Origin of the sequence: Streptomyces sp. B93 (assembly GCF_018070565.1) — a bacterium.
Lineage (GTDB): Bacteria > Actinomycetota > Actinomycetes > Streptomycetales > Streptomycetaceae > Streptomyces.
In genome coordinates this window covers 1-19,993 of record NZ_JAGPXL010000004.1, presented here as the reverse complement: position 1 = coordinate 19,993, position 19,993 = coordinate 1, and the positions used below count along the sequence as shown (strand labels likewise).

Below are 19,993 nucleotides of genomic sequence, written 5' to 3'. Positions count from 1 at the left end.
AGGCGAGGGTGCGTCAACGGTTCTGACGGGTCCCGGCAGCGGGCCCGTCGCTCAGGCGGACGCCGTCGTGCGCAGCAGCCAGTCGTGGGCGCCGCGGGCGGTGAACTCCGCCTGCCCGCCGCGCAGCAGCAGACCCGCGGTCGCGAACTCGGGCGCGTCGGCCTGCTCGGGCACGTACGGCACCGCGATGCAGCGCATCCCGGCCGCGTGCGCGGCGGCGGCACCCGGAGCCGCGTCCTCCACGACCACACAGCGCTCCGGGGGCACGCCCAGGCGCCGGGCCGCCTCGAGGAAGACGTCCGGGGCGGGCTTGCCGTGCGCCACCTCGTCCGCGGAGACGACGGTCCGCAGCTGGGCGTCGAGTCCGGTACCGGCCAGCACCGCCGCGATCGCCTCCGGCGACGAACCCGAGGCCACGGCCAGCGGGACGCCCTCGTCGGCCAGCAGCTCCACGAACCTGCGCATCTCCGGGTACGCGCGCGTGCCGTGCCGGGCGAGTGCCAGATAGCGGCGGTTCTTGGCGGCCAGCAGCTCGGCCACGGAGGCGGTCAGGCCGTAGCGCCGCCGCCAGTCGGTGACCGTCTCCTGCGTGCTGATGCCGACGTACCGCTCGTGGTCGGCCCAGGAGAAGTCCGGTACGCCGTGCTCGGCGAGGGTCAGTCGGCCCGCCTCGTAGTAGTGGGGCTCGCTGTCCACGAGCGTTCCGTCGAGATCGAAGACGACCGCGGTACCGGCGAGCTGGTTCATGTGGTCATGATGCCAAGGGCTGGGCGCGGGGCTCACGCGCGGGGGTCACGGGTGCGTTCACCCGGCCGTCGCCCGGCCGATCGACTCGACCAGCGGCAGCAGCCGGTGCGGGACGCGCTCGCGCAAGGCGACCTCGCTGCGGGTGCGGACGACACCGGGCAGGCTGATCAGCTTCTGGATCACGTCCTCCAGGTGGGCGTTGTCACGGGCCACGACCCGGGTCAGCAGATCGCCGCCGCCGGTGATCGAGAACGCCTCGACGATCTCCGGGACCCCGGCGAGCGCGTCGCCGACGTCGTCGAGATGGCCCTGGGTGACCTCGATGTGCACGAACGCCAGCACCGGGTGCCCGAGGGCGGCGGGGGAGAGTGTCGGACCGGTGCCGGTGATCACGCCCTCCCGCTCCAGCCGGTCGAGCCGGGCCTGGAGCGTGCCGCGGGCGACGCCCAGTATCCGCGCGTACTCCCGCACGGATGTGCGCGGCTGCTCCAGCAGCAGCCGCAGGATGCGGGTGTCGAGTTCGTCCACGGTCATGGCGCCCGGCCTCCATGGTTGATCTTGGTCGACTGTACCAATGGCGCAGTGGCCCCGGGCCCGGCCGAACCGTCCAACGTGGTCCGTTGGTCCTGCGGTGGCCGACCCGCGCCGCTTGCCGCTGTGCCAATGGCCCAGTTGCGAGGATGCCACTTGAGCCAGTGGCGGGATTGATGCTGTCATGGGGGAGTCGATGGCGCTGCGGATACCCGCGGCGCCTTTTTCATGCTGATTTTGACCGAGGGGCGGGATTCAGTGCTGAAGAGGGTGTTCGTGGCTCCGGACCCGGGGCGGACGCGGCTGCGCTTCGCCACCCGGGCCGTCCTCGGCATCGGGCTGGCCGTGGTGGCGTGCGGCCTGCTCGGCCACTCCCTCGTCGGCGCCGTCACCGGCGGTCTCGCCGCGCTCCTCGCCCTGTTCACCGTCACCGACGCCACCGTGCGCGGGCAGGCCCTCACCACCGCGCTGCTGCCCGTCGTCGGCGTGCCGGTGCTCACCGCGGCGGCCGAGCTGCACGACCACCCCGTCGCCCGCGACCTCACCTTCCTCGCCGTGGTCGGCGCGGGCGTCTACGCCCGCCGCTGGGGGCCGCGCGGCCACAGCCTCGGCGTGTTCGCGTTCATGACCTTCTTCATCGCCCAGTTCCTGCGGGCGACCCCCGGCCAGCTGCCCGAGCTGTACGCCGCCGTCCTGCTGTCCGTCGCCGCCGCGGCGGCGGTGCGGTTCGGAGTGTGGTGCTACGAGCGCCGACTGCCGGTGCCCCCGGCCGTCGTCCCGCCCGGGGGAACCGGTCTGGCCCGTGTCACCACCCGGCAGGCGGTCCAGGCGACCGCGGGCGCCGCCTTCGCCCTGGTCGTCGGGCAGCTGGTGTCCGGGCAGCGCTGGTACTGGGCGGTCGGCGCCACCTGGTGGATCTTCGTCAACACCACCTCGCGCGGCGAGACCCTGGTCCGCGGCTTCCGGCGGGTCCTCGGCACGGTGCTGGGCATCGGCCTCGCCCTGCTGGTCGCCGTACCGGTGCACGGGGCGGCCATCCCCACGGCCCTGATCACCGCCGTCTGCGTCTTCGGCATCTTCTACACCGCCGCGGTGTCCTACACCTGGATGATGCTCAGCGTCACGCTGCTCGCCGGCCTCCTGTACGGGGCGCTGGACATGCTCACGCCCGGCCTGCTCGCCGTGCGGCTCGTCGAGACCGGCGTCGGGGCGCTCGGTGCGGTCCTCGCCGTGCTCTTCGTACTGCCCGTCACCACCCACGCCGTCACCGACGCCTGGATCCAGCGCGCCCTGCGCTGTGTGCACGCCTGCACCGCCGCGGCCGCCGCACGGCTCGGTGGCGCCGACGCCGACCCGGCGCGGCACGTCGCCGAACTGGAGCAGCTGCTCGCCCGCGTCCGGCTCGCCGTCGCCCCACTCGTCCACCCGCTCAACCCGATGCTCGGCCGCAAGCGGCGCGCCCGCCGGGTGCTCGGCCTCCTCGACGACTGCGCCCGCGAGATCCGCGGCCTGGTCGCCGTCGCCGCCGACCCGGAGGCCTCCCACGACGCCCGCCTGGCCGCCGCGTGCTGGCGGGTGGAGGGGGCGGTGGAGGCCCTGGTGACGGGGGGTGGTCGCGGGGGTGCCGTGGGTGCGGCGCCCGCCGTTGCCGCGGTGTCCGGGGTGTCGGTCGTGAACCCCGGGCCTGCTGGGCTTGCCGGGTCTGGCGGGGCTGCCCGCTCTGGCGGGTCGGCCACGGTCACCGCGCCCGGCGATTCGTCCGTGGGCGCCGCCCTCGCCGCCCCTGCGGCGCCGGAGCCGCTCCTGCCCATGGGGTCCGCCGCGGCCGCCGATTCGCCCGTCCCCGCCGGTGCCGCCCTGCCGGACGCCGCCCACGCGCCCCTCCCCGCGCTCACTCATCTGCACGGCCTGGAGCGGGCCCTGGCTGAGCTGGCCGCCCCGTTGCGGGCGTCGTCCGGGTCACCGTTGGTCGGGGCCTGAGGTGGGGCGCACCGCGCCGGTCGTCTTGGTCTAGACCTAGCGTGATCGACTGCTACCGTCGGCGACGGGACGGCACCCGACCGAGAGGGGACAGCGGTGGCAGACGGCGACAGGCGGCGGCGACGGGCGTTCATCGGGTCGTTCACGGCGGCCGGAGGGCCGGGCGTGGTGACCGCCGCGGTGGACCCGCACAACGGCGCGCTGACGGTGCTGAGCACGGTGACCGGCGTACCCGACCCCTCCTACCTGGCGCTCTCCCCCGAGGGCGACATGCTGTACGCGGTCAGCGAGACCACCGACGGCGCCGTGGCCGCCTACCGCGTCGCCGGGGACACCCCCGAACCCGCCGGACCCCCGGTTCCCGTCGACGGCAGCGGGCCCACCCACCTCAGCGTCCACGCCGGACACGTCCTGACCGCCAACTACGGCTCCGGCAGCGTCAGCGCCGTGCCGCTGCGCCCCGACGGCGGCCTCGCGGACACCGCCCCCGGCGTGCTCCAGCACCACGGTTCCGGGCCGCACACCCCGCGCCAGCAGCAGCCGCACGCCCACCAGGTGCAGCCCGACCCGAGCGGCCGGTGGGCGGTCAGCGTGGACCTCGGCACGGACTCGGTGCGCGTCTGCACCCTGAAGGACGGCACCCTCGTACCGCACCGCGAGATCGCCCTGCGCTCCGGCTTCGGCCCCCGCCACCTGGCCTTCCACCCCACCGGCCAATATGCGTACGTCGTCGGCGAACTCACCCCGGCCCTCACCGTCTGCCGCTGGGAACCGGCCGACGGCACCCTGAAACCGCTGGCCGAGGTGCCGGTGCTGGCCGCCGCCCCCGCCGGGGACGCCTATCCCTCCGGCATCGCCGTCTCACCCGACGGGCGGTTCGTGTGGACCGCCACCCGGGGCGAGGACGTGCTGTCCGTCTTCGCCGTCGAGGGCGACACCCTCCGGCTCACCGGCACCGTGCCCTGCGGCGGTCACTGGCCCCGCGCCCTCACCGAGGCGCACGGCCTGCTGTACGTCGCCAACGAGCGCTCCGGCGACGTGACCTGGTTCCGCCTGGACCCGGACACCGGGCTGCCGGTGCGCGCCGGGGCGGTGGAGGTGCCCGCGGCGTCCTGCGTGGTCGTCGAGACCGCCCGGGGCGGCAGCGGCACGGCGAAGGGCCCGCTTCCGATCCGGTGATCGCAAGCGGGCCCCATGTCGTCCGTGGCGTGAGCCTCAGCGCACCGGCGCGCCCTGCGGCTGCTGCGGGGCGATACCGAGCGCCGTCGTGTACTTGGCCAGCGCGAGCTTGCCGATCGCCGGGTACGGGCCGAGCGCCTCGGAGGCGGAGCAGCCCGCCTCCTTCGCGGCCTCCTCGACCAGCGCCGCGTCGATCTCCGGCCCGATCAGGTACGGCGCCAGCGCCAGCTGCTGCGAACCCGCGGCACGCAGCTGCTCGGCGACGGAGTTGATGGAGCCCTCCTGGTCCAGCGCCGCGGCCATCACCGGCACCGCCAGGCGCGCGGCCAGCAGCATGCCGGTGATCCCCGCCGCCTGCACGGCCTCCTCACCGCCCACGGAGGCCAGCACGATGCCGTCGGCGGCGGTCGCCACGGTGAAGAGACGGGCCCGGTCGGCGCGGGCCAGCCCCGCCTCCGACAGCCGCACGTGCAGCGCCTCGGCGAGCAGCGGGTGCGGGCCGAGCACATCGGTCAGCTCCGCCGCGACCCGGCTGTCCATCACGGCCTGCCGGACCTGACGCAGCAGCGCGCTGTCCGGACCGGCCAGCAGCGGCACCACCACGGCGACGGGACCGTCGGGCTCCTTGACGTCCTCCACCCCGGCCGCGAGCGCCTGCTCGTACCGGGCGGTGCGCTCGTCGGCGGCGTACGACAGCACGGACTGGAGTGTGGGGAACTCCTCGTCGTCACCGTCGACGTACCCGATGCGCGCGTCCAGGCCGGGCAGCTCGGAGCGGGCGATGCTCACGATCTCCTCGGCCAGGCCGCGGGTGGCGGCGCTGGGCGTGCCAGGCACCGCGAGGACGAGCGCGGGCGCGCCCTCGGGAGCCGCCAGGGGCTCGGGTCGGCGGTGCCGCCCGGGCTGGCGGGGGCGCGGCATTCGTACTGGCAGGCCGGACGCGGGCCCAGTGGGGGAGCTCATGGCGCCGCATGTTACTTGTTTCCGGTGCTCCCCTGTTCGGGGAGGGTGCAGGTGAGCGGTATCCGTCCGGTTTTGTCTGATGAGTTACTTACGAATCAGAACCGATCGGCCCATTCGGCGGCTGTCAAGAGAGCGTTGCTGCTACGTGCAGCAGTGTCCCGTCGACCGGCAGTGCGAGGGCTCCGGTCGCCAGGTCGGTGGCGATGCGCACCGAACCCAGCAGCGGATCGCCGTCCGCCGCCACCCGCCGCGCGTCGGGCAACCGCCGGGACAGCTCCTCCTCCAGAGGGACGAGCAGTGGCGCGCCCAGCTTCATCAGGCCACCCGTGAACGCCACTTGCGGCGCGCCCTCCGCCGGGCAGACGGCGGCGGCGGACTCGGCCATGTGCCGGGCCGCCGCGCGCAGGATGCCCGCGGCCACCGGATCGCCGTCGGCGCAGGCGGCCACCCGGGGTGCGAACGAGGCGAGGACGGCGGGCCGGTCGGGCCGCGGGTACAGCGCCCCGGGCAGTGCGGGCGCCGGTCCGAACTGCTCCTCGGCGCAGGCCAGCAGGGCGGTCGAACCGCCGTCGCGGCCGTCGAAGGCGCGCAGCGCGGCCTCCAGGCCGGCCCGGCCGATCCACGCCCCGCTGCCGCAGTCGCCCAGCAGATGCCCCCAGCCGTCCGCCCGGCGCCAGCGCGTCAGCTCCGTGCCGATCGCGATGACGCCCGTCCCGGCGGCCACCACCGCGCCCGGCCGGGCACCGAGGGCGCCCGCGTAGGCGGTGACGGCGTCGGCGGCGAGGGCGACGGCCCGCACCCCGAACTCCCGGCTCAGGGCGCCGGGCAGTTCGGCGCGCAGGGCGTCCCCGAGCGTGGCCAGACCGGCGGCGCCGATCGCCGCCGTGCCCAGTGCGCCGACGCCGGTCTCCGCGCTCAACGACCGCACCATGGGCGCCAGCTGGGCCATCAGATGCTCGGGGTCGAGCCCCCGTGGCCCGGTCCGCACCGGTTCCGTGGACTCCCGCTGCCCGAGCACCCCACGGCCCACCGTCCCCACCACCACGCGGAGCCCGGAGCCCCCCGAGTCCACGGCGAGGACGGCCTCGGTGCCCTCCGCGCCGCCCACCGTCACGGCAGGCGCCAGTCCACCGGCTGACCGCCCTGCCGGATCAGCAGGTCGTTGGCCCGGCTGAACGGACGCGACCCGAAGAAGCCGCGGTCGGCCGACATGGGGGAGGGGTGGGCGGACTCCACGGACGGCAGATCGCCGAGCAGCGGACGGCAGTTACGGGCGTCCCTGCCCCACAGCACGGACACCAGCGGCTTGCCGCGCGCCGCCAGCGACCGTATCGCCTGCTCCGTGACCTCCTCCCAGCCCTTGCCGCGGTGGGCGCCCGGCTTGCGCGGGGCCGTGGTGAGCGCCCTGTTGAGCAGCAGCACGCCCTGCTGGGTCCAGGGCGTGAGATCGCCGCTGGACGGCTGGGGCAGCCCCAGGTCGGTGTGCAGCTCGCGGAAGATGTTGATCAGACTGCCGGGCAGCGGACGCACATCGGGCGCCACCGAGAACGACAGCCCCACCGCGTGCCCCGGCGTCGGATACGGGTCCTGGCCGACGATCAGGACCCGTACGTCGTCGAAGGGTTGCTGGAAGGCCCGTAGGACGTTCGGTCCGGCCGGGAGGTAGGTGCGCCCCGCGGCGATCTCCGCGCGCAGGAAGTCGCCCATCTCGGCGATGCGTCCGGCGACGGGTTCCAGGGCCTTCGCCCAGCCCGGTTCGACGATTTCATGCAACGGTCGTGGTGCCACGGCGTCACCCTACTGCCGTGGGCGTGCCGGACTTCAACCGGTGGCCAAGGCCGGGCAGTTGGCCGTGGCTCATCCGACGACCGCCGCCCGCACGCACAGCACGTCCGGCAGATGGGCGGCCAGCTGGCGCCAGCTGTCGCCGTCGTCGGGCGAGGCGAACACCTCGCCGTTGCGGTTGCCGAAGTAGACGCCCGCCTGGTCGGCGTCGTCCGTGCACATCGCGTCGCGCAGCACCGTGCCGTAGTGGTCCTCCTGGGGCAGGCCCGCCGACAGGGGCTCCCACGTTTTGCCCGCGTCGGCGGTGCGGAACACCCGGCAGCGGCGGTCCGCGGGGACGCGGTCGGAGTCGGCGGTGATCGGGAAGACATAGGCGGTGTCGCCCCGGTGCGGATGCGCGGCCACCGCGAAACCGAAGGTGGACGGCAGGCCCTCACCGATGTCCGTCCACTGCCCGCCCGCGTCGTCGCTGCGGTAGACCCCCCAGTGGTTCTGGAGGTAGAGCCGGTCCGGGTTGGCCGCGTCCCGGGCGATCTTGTGCACGCACTGACCGAACTCCGGGTCGGGGTCGGGCAGGAACACCGCCGACACGCCGGAGTTGGACGGGCGCCAGCTCGCGCCGCCGTCCGTGGTGCGGAAAACTCCGGCCGTCGACACGGCCACCGTCACCGCGCGCGGGTCCCGCTCGTCGGTGAGTACGGTGTGCAGGCCCTCACCGCCGCCGCCCGGCACCCACTGCGAGCGGGTCGGGTGCTCCCAGAGCGGGCGCACCAGCTCGAAGGACTCCCCGCGGTCCTCCGAGCGGTACAGCGCGGCGGGCTCGGTGCCCGCGTACACCACGTCCGGCTCGGCGGCGGCCGGGTGCAGCTGCCACACCCGCTCCAGGGACGCCTCCGTGTCCTTGGGGAACTTGACGGCGGGCTGGGCCGGTTCGGTCCAGGTGCGGCCCAGGTCGTCGGAGTGGAACACCGACGGGCCCCAGTGCGCGCTGTCGCCCCCCGCCAGCAGCCGCGGGCGGTCGCCGCGGGTGTCGATCGCGACCGAGTACACGGCCTGCGCGTTGAAATACGGACTTTCGTCGAACTCCCAGGGCTGCCCTGTGCCCCCGCTCCGGCGCCCGATGAAAAGGCCTTTGCGCGTGCCCACGGCGAGCAGTACCTCGGTCATGCCGATCACCTCCGCGACGTCTTTGTCTCAGACACCGGCCAGTCTGCACCCCACCACTGACAGTCACCCCTGCATCGGGCACTGCCGCAGGTCAGCGCGGTGTCGCCGGTTCCGGGAGCGGTCGTGGACGGTCGGCTCCGGTCACCGGCTGCGCGGCCGCCGGGTCCGTGGGACCGTCGGATCAGGAGGGGCTCGTCCTGAGCACCGGGGGGCCGTCCGCCGTATGGAGTGGCGGTCGGGGGATGTCGACGCGCTCACGAGGAGGAAGCCTTCGATGGCGTTCCGAGGTCCGGGGGTGACGAGGGTGCGGCTGTGGCGCTGGCGGCGCAACCCGCTGCGGCGCCGTGCCGATGTCGTGGAGGGCTGGGTGCTGCTAGGCGCCTGGCTGCTCACCGTCGTCGTCGGGGTGCTCGTGGGCCTGGCCGCCACGCACACCGTCGAACGGCAACTGGCCCGGCAGCGCGACGAGTGGCGCCCCACCACCGCGCACCTCGCCGAAGCCGTGCCCGGCGGGCACCGGGAGGCCGGGGCGGGCGAGCGGGTGTGGTCCGAGGTCCGCTGGACCGGGCCGGACGGCGTCGTGCACACCGGGCAGGTCAGGGTCCGGCCGGGCAGCCCCGAGGGCGCCCCGGTGACCGTGTGGACGGACCGGCGGGGCCGCCTGGTGACCGAGCCCGCCACCGAGGTCCAGGCCCGGGTGAACTCCGCCCTCGTCGGCGGCCTCGCCGGACTGAGCGCGGCGGCGGTGCCCTGCCTGGCGGGCCGGGCCCTGCGCTGCCGTCTCGAACAGGCGCGCCTGGACCGGTGGGACGCCGACTGGGCCCACTTCGACCCACTGTGGGGCCACCGGACCGGATGACGACACCGCCCGGTGCCCCCCGGGCCGGGCGACGGTGTCTACTGGCGCTCCGGGCCGGGTGACGGTGGGCCTGGCACCCGTGGGGCCGGTGACGGTGTCTACTGGCGCTCCGGGCCGGGTGACGGTGGGCCTGGCACCCGTGGGGCCGGTGACGGTGTCTACTGGCGCTCCGGGCCGGGTGACGGTGGGCCTGGCACCCGTGGGGCCGGTGAGGGTGCCTACTGGCGCTCCGGGCCGGTTGACGGTGCGCCTGGCACTCACGGGCCGGTTGATGGTGCCGCCCGGTCCCCCCGGGCCGGGTGAGGGTGTCTACCGGCTCTCCGGGCCGGTAGACGATGTTGCCCGGTACTCCCGGGCCCGATGACGGCACCGCCCGCCCCCCGGACCGGGTGACAGCGTCCACCGGTGCCCCGGACCGGATGACGGGTGCCGCCCGACGTACCCGGACCGGACGACGGCGACGCCCCGGCCCGTCGACGTGTTCCGCCGCCTCGCGTCGCCTGCGTGTCAGTCCGCCGCCGGAAGCGCCCGCACCAGGACCGCCCCCAGGTCGGCGCCGTCCGGCAGGGTGCCGAAGGCGTGCCCCCAGTCGCCGCCCAGCCGGCTGGCGCAGAAGGCGTCGGCGACCGCCGGCGGCGCGTACCGGACCAGCAGGGAGGCCTGGAGGGTGAGCGCCATCAGCTCCACCAGCCGACGGGCCCCGGCCTCGGAGGCCCCGGCCAGCGAGTCCTTGAGCCGGGTCACGGCCGCGTCCAGCCGGGCGTCCGCGCCCCGCGCCGCGGCCAGCTCGGCGAACAGGGCCTGCGCGGTGGCCGGGTCACGCCCCAGCGCCCGCAGCACGTCCAGGGCGTTGACGTTCCCCGACCCCTCCCAGATCGACAGCAGCGGCGCCTCCCGGTAGTGCCGGGGCATCCCGGACTCCTCGACGTAGCCGTTGCCGCCCAGACACTCCAGGGCCTCCGCGGTGAACGCCGGGCCGCGCTTGGTCACCCAGTACTTGCCGACGGCGGTGGCGATCCGCCGGAACGCCCGCTCGCCCTCGTCGCCGCGCACCGCACGGTCGGCGGCACCCGCGAGCCGCAGCGCGAGGGTGGTGGCGGCCTCCGACTCCAGCGCGAGATCGGCCAGGACGTTGCGCATCAACGGCTGGTCGGCCAGCCGCGCCCCGAAGGCGGACCGGTGCCGGGCGTGGTGGCCCGCTTCGACGAGGGTCCTGCGCATCAGGGTCGCCGACGCCATCACACAGTCCAGCCGGGTGCAGTTGACCATCTCGATGATGGTCTTCACACCCTGGCCCTCCGGACCGACCAGCCAGGCCACGGTGCCGTCGAACTCGGGCTCCGAGGACGCGTTCGAGCGGTTGCCCAGCTTGTCCTTCAGTCGCTGGATGCGGAAGGGGTTGCGGCTGCCGTCGGGCAGTACGCGCGGCACCAGGAAGCAGGACAGCCCGCCCGGCGCCTGGGCCAGCACCAGGAACACGTCGCACATCGGCGCCGACGTGAACCACTTGTGCCCGCGCAGCGTGTACACGCCGGGTTCGGCGGTCGGCGTGGCCGTGGTGGTGTTGGTGCGGACGTCCGAGCCGCCCTGCTTCTCGGTCATTCCCATGCCCGCCAGCAAGCCGCGCTTCTGGGTGGGCACCCGCAGCCCCGGGTCGTACTCCCGGCTCGTCAGCAGCGGCTCGTAGACCTTCGCCAGCTCCGGTTCGCGGCGCAGCGCGGGGATCGCGGCGTACGTCATCGACGTGGGGCAGCCGTGCCCGGCCTCGGCGTGTCCCCACACCAGCCCGCCGGCCGTACGCGCCACATGGGCACCCGGCCGGTCCTCCGCCCAGGGCGTGCCCGCCAGGCCCTCGCCGACCGCGACCCGCATCAGGTGGTGCCAGCTCGGGTGGAAGTCGACCTCGTCGACCCGGTGGCCGTACCGGTCGTGGGTGCGCAGCACCGGCTCGTGGCGGTTGGCCAGCTCGCCCCACTCCTGCGCCTCGGCGCTCCCGGCCCGCAGGCCGAGACGCCGGATGTCCTCCTCGGCCCACCCGGCGCCCTCCCGCCGCAGCCCCTCCAGCAGGGCGGCGTCGTCGGCGGCGTCGTACGGGGCCGGGGGCGGGGGCTGGTTGGTGACGTCATGGGTGGCGGTCATGCCGTCATGTTGCACTCCCGCTGCGGCTGTAGCAATAGTGCAACAACACGGTCGTGCGTAGAGTACGTGCCCATGTCCCTAGACGTGCCGGACCCGCGGGTGGGTGAGGTCGCGCGGCGCCCGCTGTCCGCGCGGTCCGTCGTGCTGAGCGTGCTGCTCGGCGCGCACCCGCCCGAGCTGCCGGTGCGTGACCTGGTGCGGGTGGTGGAGCCCTTCGGGGTCGGCGCCGCCACACTGCGGGCCGCCCTCAGCCGGATGGTGGCCGCCGGTGACCTTCGGCGCACCGATGCCGTGTACGGCCTCAGCGACCGGCTGCTGGAGCGGCAGCGCCGCCAGGACGACGCCCTGCGGCCCCGCACGCGCGCGTGGGACGGCGCGTGGGAGATGGTCGTCATCACGTCGACGGGACGCGGCCCCGCCGAACGCGCCGGACTGCGCACCCACCTGACAACCCTGCGCCTGGCCGAGCTGCGCGAGGGCGTCTGGCTGCGGCCCGCCAACCTCGACCGCCCGTTGCCGGACGACCTCGCGCGGGTGGCCGAGTCGTACACGGCCCGTCCCGCGCGGGACGCGCGCGAGCTGGCCATGAGCCTGTGGCCGCTGGGCGACTGGGCCACGACCGCCCGTGCCCTGCTCGCCGAGGCCGCCGGGGCCCCCGACCCGGCCGGTCGGCTGACCGCCTTCGCGGCCGTCGTACGCCATCTGCTCGCCGACCCCGTGCTGCCCGGCGTGCTCCTCCCGGCCGACTGGCCCGGCGCGGCGCTGCGGGACGCCTACGGCGACTACCAGCGGGAGCTCACCCGGGTCGTGCGGGGCGGCCGGACATGATGCGGCGGCCGTACGGGGCGCCGCGCGGGGGCGCCGGGTACGGCCGCCGTCACCGTGGGGGGATCAGCGGTAGGTGATGTCCGAGGCGCTGTAGAGGCAGTTGGTGCTGTCCGGGCCGGTCCCGACCGCCGTGTTGTTGTTGTACTTCTGGCAGGGGACGACCTTGCGGCCGGCGTCGTTGAGGATGGTGATGCCGCGCAGGGTCGCCACGTCGTTGCGGTTGGTGTTGATGCCGACGATCCTCGCCGTGGACCCGGTGCCGGTCACCTCGATGGTGTTGAGGTTGACCCGGCGCGTGTACTGCGTGGAACAGTCGCCGCAGGAGCGGTACAGGGTCTTGAACTCCTGCACGGCGAAGTTCGAGATGTTCACGGTGCCGCCGCCGTTGTGCTGGAAGACCTTGTCGGCGGCCTTCTTGGCGCCGCCGCCGCGCACCGTGTAGACGGCGCTCGTGCCGCCCCGGAAGGTCGCGGCGTCCTCGCCGACGTCCTCCCACCACACGTTCTCCAGCGTGCAGCTGCCCATGCAGTGGATGCCGTCGGCGCCCGGATAGCCGATGACCACGTTGCGGAGGGTGGCGCCGTCCGCGAGCCGGAAGATGGGGTCCTGGCCCTCCTCCTGGCCGCCGGACGCGAGGCCGCCGGTGCCGTAGTAGCGGATCATCCCGCCGTCCCGGACACCGGAGACGGCGATGGTGGCGCTCACGCCCTGGCTGCCGCTCGGCGTCGGCCAGGTCGCGGCGCTCGCTGGACCGGCTCCGATAGTCATGATCATGCCAACTGACAGGCCGAGGGTGGCCAGCCCGCCGGTCAGCGCGCGCCCTCGGTGGGCGCCCGGTCGTGTCGTGGTCATGTCCCGATTCCTTCTCTCTTCGTGGGGGTCCCGGTCGTACGGGCTTGTTCGGTGAGGGGGCGGGATGTTGGATGTCGTTCATCCACATGAACACTCGCTCCCGCTCGTCACCGTCGACAGGTGCGGGCGGGTCAGCTCGCTGAACGGAACGTAGAGGGCAAGCGCTTTCTAGTCAACGCCTCGCGCAGAACGTACGCGGAGACCCGACGGGGACCCGAGGTTGAGCCGGGAAAGGCCCGTGGGAGCGCTTCCATGGCGGCCATGTGCATGCCACCATGCCGGTGTTTCCTCCCTCAGCGATGCCCCCACGAGCCGCTATCACGAAGGGACGACCCCGTGCCAGCCCTCACCCGCACCCCCGCACGCGGACCACGGAGCCGGATGACCGTCGCGCTCCTCGCGGCGCTGCTGTCCCTGCTCGCCGCGCCGCTGCTCGGCGCACCCCGGGCGGCCGCCGCCCCCGCCGACGCGGCCCCCACCGCGCAGCTCACCGAGGTCACGGGCTTCGGCAGCAACCCCAGCAACCTCCAGATGTACCTGTACGTCCCCGACACCGTCACCGAGCGCCCGGCGGTCCTCGTCGCCGTCCACTACTGCACCGGATCCGGACCGGCGATGTACTCCGGCACCGAGTACGCCCGGCTCGCCGACCGCCACGGCTTCATCGTCGTCTACCCGTCGGTCACCCGCGCGAGCAAGTGCTTCGACGTCTCCTCCCCGCAGGCGCTGCGCCGCGACGGCGGCAGTGATCCGGTCGGCATCAGGTCCATGGTCGACTGGGTGACCCGGACCTACGACGCCGACCCGAGCCGCGTCTTCGCCACCGGCATCTCCTCCGGCGCGATGATGACCAACGTGCTGCTCGGGGTCTACCCGGACGTGTTCGCGGCCGGCGCCGCCTTCGCGGGAGTCCCGTTCGGCTGCTTCGCCACCACCGACGGCTCCGAATGGAACAGCGCCTGCGCCAACGGCACCGTGATCCGCACCCCGCAGCAGTGGGGCGACCAGGTCCGCGCCGCGTACCCCGGCTACACCGGCCCCCGGCCCCGGATGCAGCTCTGGCACGGCACCGAGGACGACGTCCTGCGCTACCCGAACTTCGGCGAGGCGGTCAAGCAGTGGACCAACGTCCTCGGCGTCCCCGGGACCCCGGCCGCCACCGACACACCCGCCGCGGGCTGGACCCGCACCCGCTACGGCGGCACCGGTGACCAGGCGCCCGTCGAGGCCGTCAGCCTCCAGGGCGTCGGCCACAACCTCTACTCCTGGGGCATGGGCGAGCGCGTCCTGACCTTCTTCGGCCTGGACGGCGACGCACCGGCGCCCCAGCCGCAGCCGGGCGCCTGCCGGGTGACGGCCACCACGAACGCCTGGAACACCGGCCTGACCGCCTCGCTGACGGTCACCAACACCGGCACCGCGCCCGTGCAGGGCTGGCGGCTGGGCTTCACCCTGCCCGCCGGCCAGACCATCACCGGCGGCTGGGGCGCCACCTACGCGCCCGCCTCCGGGCAGGTGACGGCGACCAACGCCTCGTACAACGGCTCCGTCGCACCCGGCGCGAGCGTGAGCATCGGCTACCAGGCGAACCACGGCGGGAACAGCGCGGCCCCGGCCGCCTTCACGCTCAACGGCACCGCCTGCGCCGTCGGCTGACGGTCACCGGCCGGACGCGGCCCTACTTGTCACTTCGCGCGCGGATGACGACCCGATTCGCGGGCACTCGGCCTCCCACCAGAGTGATCTGCCGGGAGGTGTGGGGAGCCATGACAGCGCAGAAGTCGACGTCCGGCCTTCCGCAGCCGCTGCGCGGCGCGGTGTCGGTGCTGGGCCGGGTGCCCGGTGCCGGGCTCGTGGGCAGGGTGGCCGAGGAGACGTTGAACACGGTCGGCTCCGTGTCGCCGCGCCGCCGCCGGCTGGCCGTGTACACCGGGGCCGGGGTGCTGGGGGTGGCCGGGGTCGTCGAGTGGCCGGTCGCCGTGGCCGGGGCGGCCGTCGCCTGGCTCACCCAGCCGAAGCCGCGCCCTGAGGATGCCGAGGGCGACGAGTTCGGCGAGGGCGGTGAGGGTGGTGAGTTCGGCGCCGGGCAGGCACGGGCCGAGCGGGCCGAGGCATCTGCCGAGCCCGCCGCGTCCACGGAGCCCGCCGCGTCCGCCGGGCCCACCGCCTTCTCCGGACCCACCGCCTTGTCCGGACCCGCCGCGCCCACCGAGCCCGCCGCCGACGAGCGAGACATGCCCGCCACCGGCGACGAGCGGCCCGGCGCGCCCGCCGACCAAGAACGGCCCGCCGCACCCGCCGACCGTGCCCCCGCCGACGCGTCCCCCGGCTCCCGCCCCGTGCCCAAGCCCTCCGAGGTCGCCGCCTCCGTCCACGGCCCCGCGTCGACCGGACGCGCCGCCACCCCGAGCACACCGTCCGCGAAGCTGGACTCCGCCAAGCGCCCGCCCGACGAGGCCCGCGCGAGCGGGGCACGGCACGGCGTCGGTACCGGAAGCTGAGGGAGCACCATGCCACTGGCTTTGCTGACGGGGCCGTCGTCGGGTGTCTCCGGTGTGCTGCTCGCGGCGCCCCGGCTGCTCGCGCGCGGTGCCGCGCCCGCGGTCGGCGCGGCGGCGGGCGCGGTCGCCGGAACCGCCCGGGCCGGGGTGCGCGGCGCCGACGCCGTGGTCAGGGTGGCCCGCGTCGGCCGCAACGCGCTGCCCGGCGACGACCACGCCTGGCGGTCAGGCCGCCGGGCCCATCTCGCACTGCGCCCCGCCCACCGGGAACGCGTCCTGCGGGCGGGCGGTCTGGAGCACGCCGCGCGCCGGGTGGCCACCACCCTCGCCGAACGCCCCGACGTCGCCTACGCCTACTGGGACGGCGGACTCGCCCGCCTGGTGGTGGCCGCCACCGAGGACGCGCTGACCGACCAGGTGCTGGACAAGGCCTCCGTACTGGCCGAGCGGCACGGGCTCGGCCCCGACGTCGAGACGGTGGAGGAGTTCGCACACCCGGGCGACCCGGCCGGGGTGCGCACCGCCGCCGCGGCCCTCGCCGTCGACGCGGCCGGGATCGTCGCCGGTGTCACCGCCTCGGTGCTGCGGCTGCCGCCCCTGCCCCGCCATGTCACCGCCCTGGTGACCCTGCTGCGGGAGAACCCCCGCTTCCGCGGCTGGCTGCGCGCCCGGCTCGGCCGCTCCCGCATGGACCTGGTGCTCGCCGCCGCCAACGCGGCCACCCACGGCGCCGGTCAGACCCCCGTCGCACTGCTGCTCGACGGCACCCTGCGCGGTTTCCAGTTGGTGGACACGGTGGCGCGGGCGGCGGCCTTCGACGCCGTACACGATCGACTGTGTGCGCCGGGGCGGCCCGATGTCGCCGCGGACGCCTGCCCGCGTCCGCCGCTGCGCACCTCGCCCGCACAGGAGTACGCCGCCCACGCGTCGACCGGCAGTGTGCTGGGCGCCGCCGCGACGCTGCTGGTCAAGCATGACGCGGCGGAGGCCTCCGAGGCCGTGCTCTCCGGGTCGCCCAAGGCCGCCCGCTACGGGCCCGCCGCCTTCCACGCCGCGCTCGGCACCGCGCTCTCCCGGACCGGGGTACTGGTGCGCGACACCGACCGGCTGCGGCAGCTGGAGACCGCCCAGTCGCTGGTGCTGCATCCCAGCGCCCTGCACACACCCGACGAGGGCGTCGACCCGTGGGCGGAGGCCGTGCTGGACGCGGCCCGCCGCGCCGGGCTGCGGGTCGTGGTGGTGGAGCACCCCGCGCTCGGGGACTTCACCGCCCTCGCCGACCATGTCGTCGCCGACGACCGGCCGCTGGCCCAGGTCGTGGACCGGCTGCGTGACCGCGGCGGCGTGATCACCGTCGCCCGGCCGAGTTCGCCCGACGACGACGATCTGCTGACCGGGCTGCTCGGCGGCGATGTGGCTGTCGCGCTCGCCGACCAGGACGCCCCCGTCGTCTGGGGCGCCGACGTGGTCGCGCCGGGCGGCCTGCGGGACCTGTGGCGGCTCCTGGCCGCGGTGCCCGCCGCCCGTGCGGTGGGCCGCCGCTCGCAGACCCTGGCCCGCTCCGGCGCCGCCCTGTCCGGGCTGCTGGTGGCCGTGGGGGAGACCCGCGGCAGACGCCGTCCGCTGGTGCCGGGACTGCGGCACCTGCCCGTCGACGTGAGCGCGGCCGTGGCGCTGCTGAGCGGTGCCCGGGGCGCCCTCGGCGTGGCGTTGGCACGCTCGCCGCACCCCAGGCCCCGCGTCGCCTGGCACGCCCTGCCGCCGCACGAGGTCCGGTCCCGCCTGGAGCGGATGCGGGAGGCGGCACCGACCCCGCTGGAACAGGCGGCCTCCCGTACCCGCAAGGCGCTGGAAGCCGCCGCCGAGGTCCCCGCGTTCGCCCCGGTGCGCTGGGCGGTGCAGCTCGGGCACGCCGTACGCGGCGAACTCGACGACCCGCTCACCCCGGTCCTCGCCGTCGGCTCGGCCGCTTCGGCGATCCTCGGCTCCTTCGTGGACGCGCTGCTGGTCGTCGGCGCCCTCGACCTGAACGCCCTGGTGGGCGGTGTGCAGCGGCTGCGCGCCGAGCGGGCGCTGTCCGGTCTGGTCGCCGAGCAGAAGCAGAAGGCCCGGGTCGCGGACGGGAAGGAGGAGGGCCCCGCGCACACCGTCGACGCCGCCAAGCTGCACCCCGGTGACGTGATCGAGCTGAAGGGCGACGACGTCGTGCCCGCCGACGCGCGCCTGCTCTGGGAGGACGGCCTGGAGGTCGACGAGTCGGCGCTGACCGGTGAGTCGCTGCCGGTGGACAAGCAGACCGACCCGACCCCGCGCGCCCCGGTCGCCGACCGCCGCTGCATGGTCTTCGAGGGGACGACCGTGGTGGCCGGGCACGCCCGTGCCGTGGTCGTGGAGACCGGTGAACGGACCGAGGCCGCCCGCGCCGTGCACCTCGCCGCCCGCACCCCGCCCGCCGCCGGGGTACAGGCCCGGCTCCAGGAACTCACCCGCAAGGCACTGCCGTTGACCTTCGCGGGCGGCGCCGCGGTGACCGGTCTCGCACTGCTGCGCGGCACCCCCATCCGGGAGGCGGTCAGCGGCGGTGTCGCGGTGGCGGTGGCCGCCGTACCGGAAGGGCTGCCGCTGGTGGCGACGGTGGCGCAGCTGGCCGCCGCCCGCAGGCTCAGCAGCCGGGGTGTGCTGGTGCGCGCCCCGCGCACGCTGGAGGCGCTCGGCCGGATGGACACGCTCTGCTTCGACAAGACGGGCACCCTCACCGAGAACAAGCTGCGCCTGGTCCGGGTGACCGACCCCGACGGCACCGTCCACAAGCCGGACGAGGCCCGCGCGGGCGCCACCCTGCGCACCGCGGTGCGCGCCTGCCCCCAGTTCAACGGCGGCTCCGACAAGCCCGTGCACGCCACCGACGAGGCCGTCCTGGACGCGGCGGACCGCGACGACCCGGAGTGGACCCAGACCGAGGGACGCCCCTTCGAGGCGGGCCGCGGTTACGCCGCCGCCGTGGGGCGGACCGCGGACGGCACCCGGGTGCTGGTGGCCAAGGGCGCGCCGGAGACCATTCTGCCCGCCTGCGCCGACCTGCCCGGCCACGCCTCGGAGGGCGCGCACGACCTCGCCGCCGACGGACTGCGCGTCCTCGCGGTGGCGCACCGGGTGCTGACCGACGGCGAACAGGACACGGAGGTACTCGAAGCGCCCCTGGAGGGCCTGGAGTTCACCGGGCTGCTGGCGTTGGCCGACGTGGCCCGCGACACCTCCACCGCGTTGGTCAGCGGGCTGCGCGAGGCGGGCGTACGGCCGGTGATGCTGACCGGCGACCATCCGCAGACCGCGCGGGCCATCGCCGTCGACCTGGGCTGGCCGGAGGACACCGCCGTGATCACCGGCGATGAACTCGCCGCCGCCGACCGCACGGAACGGTCCCGGATGCTGCACGGCGTCGATGTCGTAGCCCGGGTCGCGCCGGAGCAGAAGCTCCAGGTCGTCGAAGCACTGATGGACGCGGGCCGGGTGGTCGGCATGGTCGGCGACGGCGCCAACGACGCGGCCGCCATCCGCGCCGCCGACATCGGCGTGGGCATCAGCGCCCGCGGCTCGGCCGCCGCCCGCAACGCGGCCGACCTGGTGCTCACCGGCGACGACCTCACCGTCCTCGTCGAGGCGATCGCCGAGGGACGTGCCCTGTGGTACAGCGTCGCGGACGCCGTGGCGATCCTGATCGGCGGCAACGCGGGCGAGATCGGCTTCGGCGTCGTCGGCACCCTGCTCGCCGGGTCGGCGCCGCTGTCGACCCGGCAGATGCTGCTGGTGAACCTGTTCACGGACCTGTTCCCGGCGATGGCGGTCGCGGTGACCCCGCGGCGGCAGCCGGAGGAGGACGCGTCCGCGCTGGAGGTCGCGGGCGCGGAGCCGCTGGGCAACGAACTGCTCGGCGAGCCGCTGCTGCGCCAGATCCGCGACCGGGCGCTGACCACGTGTCTGGGCGCGGTGACGGCCTGGCTGATCGGCCGCTTCACCCCGGGCACCGCCCGCCGCTCCACCACCATGGCCCTGTGCGGCGTGGTCGGCACCCAGCTCGCCCAGACCCTCGCCGACCGCCGCGACAGCCCCCTGGTCCGGGCCACGTCCCTGGGCTCCGCCGCCGCCCTGGTCGCCCTGATCCAGACGCCGGGCCTCAGCCAGGCCTTCGGCTGCACCCCGCTCGGCCCGGTCGCCTGGGCCGGGGTGGTCGCGGCGATCGCGGTGGCGGTGACGGGCCAGCGGGCACTGCCCCGCCTGGAGCAGGCGGTCAACACGCTACGGCGATGACCAAAGGGCCCCGGCGGGGGCGGCCCCCGCCCTTGCCGGGGTCAAGGCGCTCGCCCTTGCCGGGGTCAAGGCGCTCGCCCTTGCCGGGGTCAAGGCGCTCGCCCTTGCCGGGGTCAAGGCGCTCGCCCTTGCCGGGGTCAAGGCGCTCGCCCTT

15 protein-coding genes are annotated in these 19,993 nt (G+C 75.2%); 7 read left to right on the top strand and 8 right to left on the bottom strand.

The annotated features are described in order from the left end of the window. Window positions 1-51 precede the first annotated feature (51 nt). Window positions 52-747, bottom strand: coding sequence for an HAD family phosphatase (locus KBY47_RS05230; protein WP_210919724.1), 696 nt, complete (start codon window positions 745-747; stop codon window positions 52-54). Window positions 748-804: 57 nt separating this feature from the next. After that, entirely contained in the window at window positions 805-1,281 is a 477-nt protein-coding gene (locus KBY47_RS05225) for an Lrp/AsnC family transcriptional regulator (RefSeq protein ID WP_210919722.1), read from the bottom strand. A gap of 255 nt (window positions 1,282-1,536) precedes the next feature. Between KBY47_RS05225 and KBY47_RS05220 the strand changes: the two genes are divergently transcribed. Next, window positions 1,537-3,258: an FUSC family protein gene (locus tag KBY47_RS05220; protein ID WP_308405050.1), complete on the top strand. Its 1,722-nt coding sequence runs from the start codon at window positions 1,537-1,539 to the stop codon at window positions 3,256-3,258. 96 nt (window positions 3,259-3,354) lie between these two features. Then, window positions 3,355-4,437 carry a lactonase family protein gene (locus tag KBY47_RS05215; protein ID WP_210919719.1) on the top strand — a complete coding sequence of 361 codons (1,083 nt, stop codon included), beginning with the start codon at window positions 3,355-3,357 and terminating at the stop codon, window positions 4,435-4,437. 36 nt (window positions 4,438-4,473) lie between these two features. Here the strand turns inward: KBY47_RS05215 and KBY47_RS05210 are convergent, their stop codons facing one another. The 4 genes from KBY47_RS05210 to KBY47_RS05195 form a co-directional block, all read right to left on the bottom strand. Continuing rightward, window positions 4,474-5,400, bottom strand: coding sequence for a sirohydrochlorin chelatase (locus KBY47_RS05210; protein ID WP_210919717.1), 927 nt, complete (start codon window positions 5,398-5,400; stop codon window positions 4,474-4,476). A gap of 124 nt (window positions 5,401-5,524) precedes the next feature. Next, window positions 5,525-6,514, bottom strand: coding sequence for a BadF/BadG/BcrA/BcrD ATPase family protein (locus tag KBY47_RS05205; RefSeq protein ID WP_308405049.1), 990 nt, complete (start codon window positions 6,512-6,514; stop codon window positions 5,525-5,527). Beyond that, window positions 6,511-7,188: a uracil-DNA glycosylase gene (locus KBY47_RS05200; RefSeq protein ID WP_210919715.1), complete on the bottom strand. Its 678-nt coding sequence runs from the start codon at window positions 7,186-7,188 to the stop codon at window positions 6,511-6,513. The genes KBY47_RS05205 and KBY47_RS05200 overlap by 4 nt, the downstream gene beginning before the upstream one ends. A 69-nt stretch (window positions 7,189-7,257) precedes the next feature. Then, entirely contained in the window at window positions 7,258-8,352 is a 1,095-nt protein-coding gene (locus KBY47_RS05195; protein WP_210919714.1) for an exo-alpha-sialidase, read from the bottom strand. Between the two features lie 274 nt (window positions 8,353-8,626). Here KBY47_RS05195 and KBY47_RS05190 point away from each other — a divergent pair, with 274 nt between their 5' ends. Then, window positions 8,627-9,211, top strand: a complete 585-nt coding sequence (locus KBY47_RS05190; RefSeq protein WP_210919713.1) for a hypothetical protein — start codon at window positions 8,627-8,629, stop codon at window positions 9,209-9,211. A 507-nt stretch (window positions 9,212-9,718) separates the two neighbouring features. Here the strand turns inward: KBY47_RS05190 and KBY47_RS05185 are convergent. Next, the gene (locus KBY47_RS05185; RefSeq protein WP_210919712.1) at window positions 9,719-11,350 is read right to left on the bottom strand and encodes an acyl-CoA dehydrogenase family protein; all 1,632 of its coding nucleotides are present in this window, start codon (window positions 11,348-11,350) and stop codon (window positions 9,719-9,721) included. A gap of 72 nt (window positions 11,351-11,422) precedes the next feature. On the opposite strand from KBY47_RS05185, the gene KBY47_RS05180 reads away from it, so the two are divergent. After that, on the top strand, window positions 11,423-12,178 hold the full coding sequence (locus tag KBY47_RS05180) for a PaaX family transcriptional regulator C-terminal domain-containing protein (RefSeq protein ID WP_210919711.1): 756 nt from the start codon (window positions 11,423-11,425) through the stop codon (window positions 12,176-12,178). Window positions 12,179-12,241: 63 nt separating this feature from the next. On the opposite strand, the gene KBY47_RS05175 is transcribed toward KBY47_RS05180, so the two are convergent. Next, a complete protein-coding gene (locus tag KBY47_RS05175; RefSeq protein WP_210919710.1) occupies window positions 12,242-13,030 on the bottom strand; it encodes a pectate lyase in 789 nt (262 codons plus the stop codon). A gap of 381 nt (window positions 13,031-13,411) precedes the next feature. On the opposite strand from KBY47_RS05175, the gene KBY47_RS05170 reads away from it, so the two are divergent. From KBY47_RS05170 to KBY47_RS05160, 3 genes are all read left to right on the top strand, one after another. Continuing rightward, on the top strand, window positions 13,412-14,686 hold the full coding sequence (locus KBY47_RS05170; RefSeq protein WP_210919709.1) for a PHB depolymerase family esterase: 1,275 nt from the start codon (window positions 13,412-13,414) through the stop codon (window positions 14,684-14,686). A gap of 110 nt (window positions 14,687-14,796) precedes the next feature. Continuing rightward, a complete protein-coding gene (locus tag KBY47_RS37155; protein ID WP_210919708.1) occupies window positions 14,797-15,531 on the top strand; it encodes a hypothetical protein in 735 nt (244 codons plus the stop codon). A gap of 9 nt (window positions 15,532-15,540) precedes the next feature. Next, complete coding sequence (locus tag KBY47_RS05160; protein WP_210919707.1) at window positions 15,541-19,839, top strand: cation-translocating P-type ATPase; 4,299 nt, start codon at window positions 15,541-15,543, stop codon at window positions 19,837-19,839. Window positions 19,840-19,993: the final 154 nt, after the last annotated feature.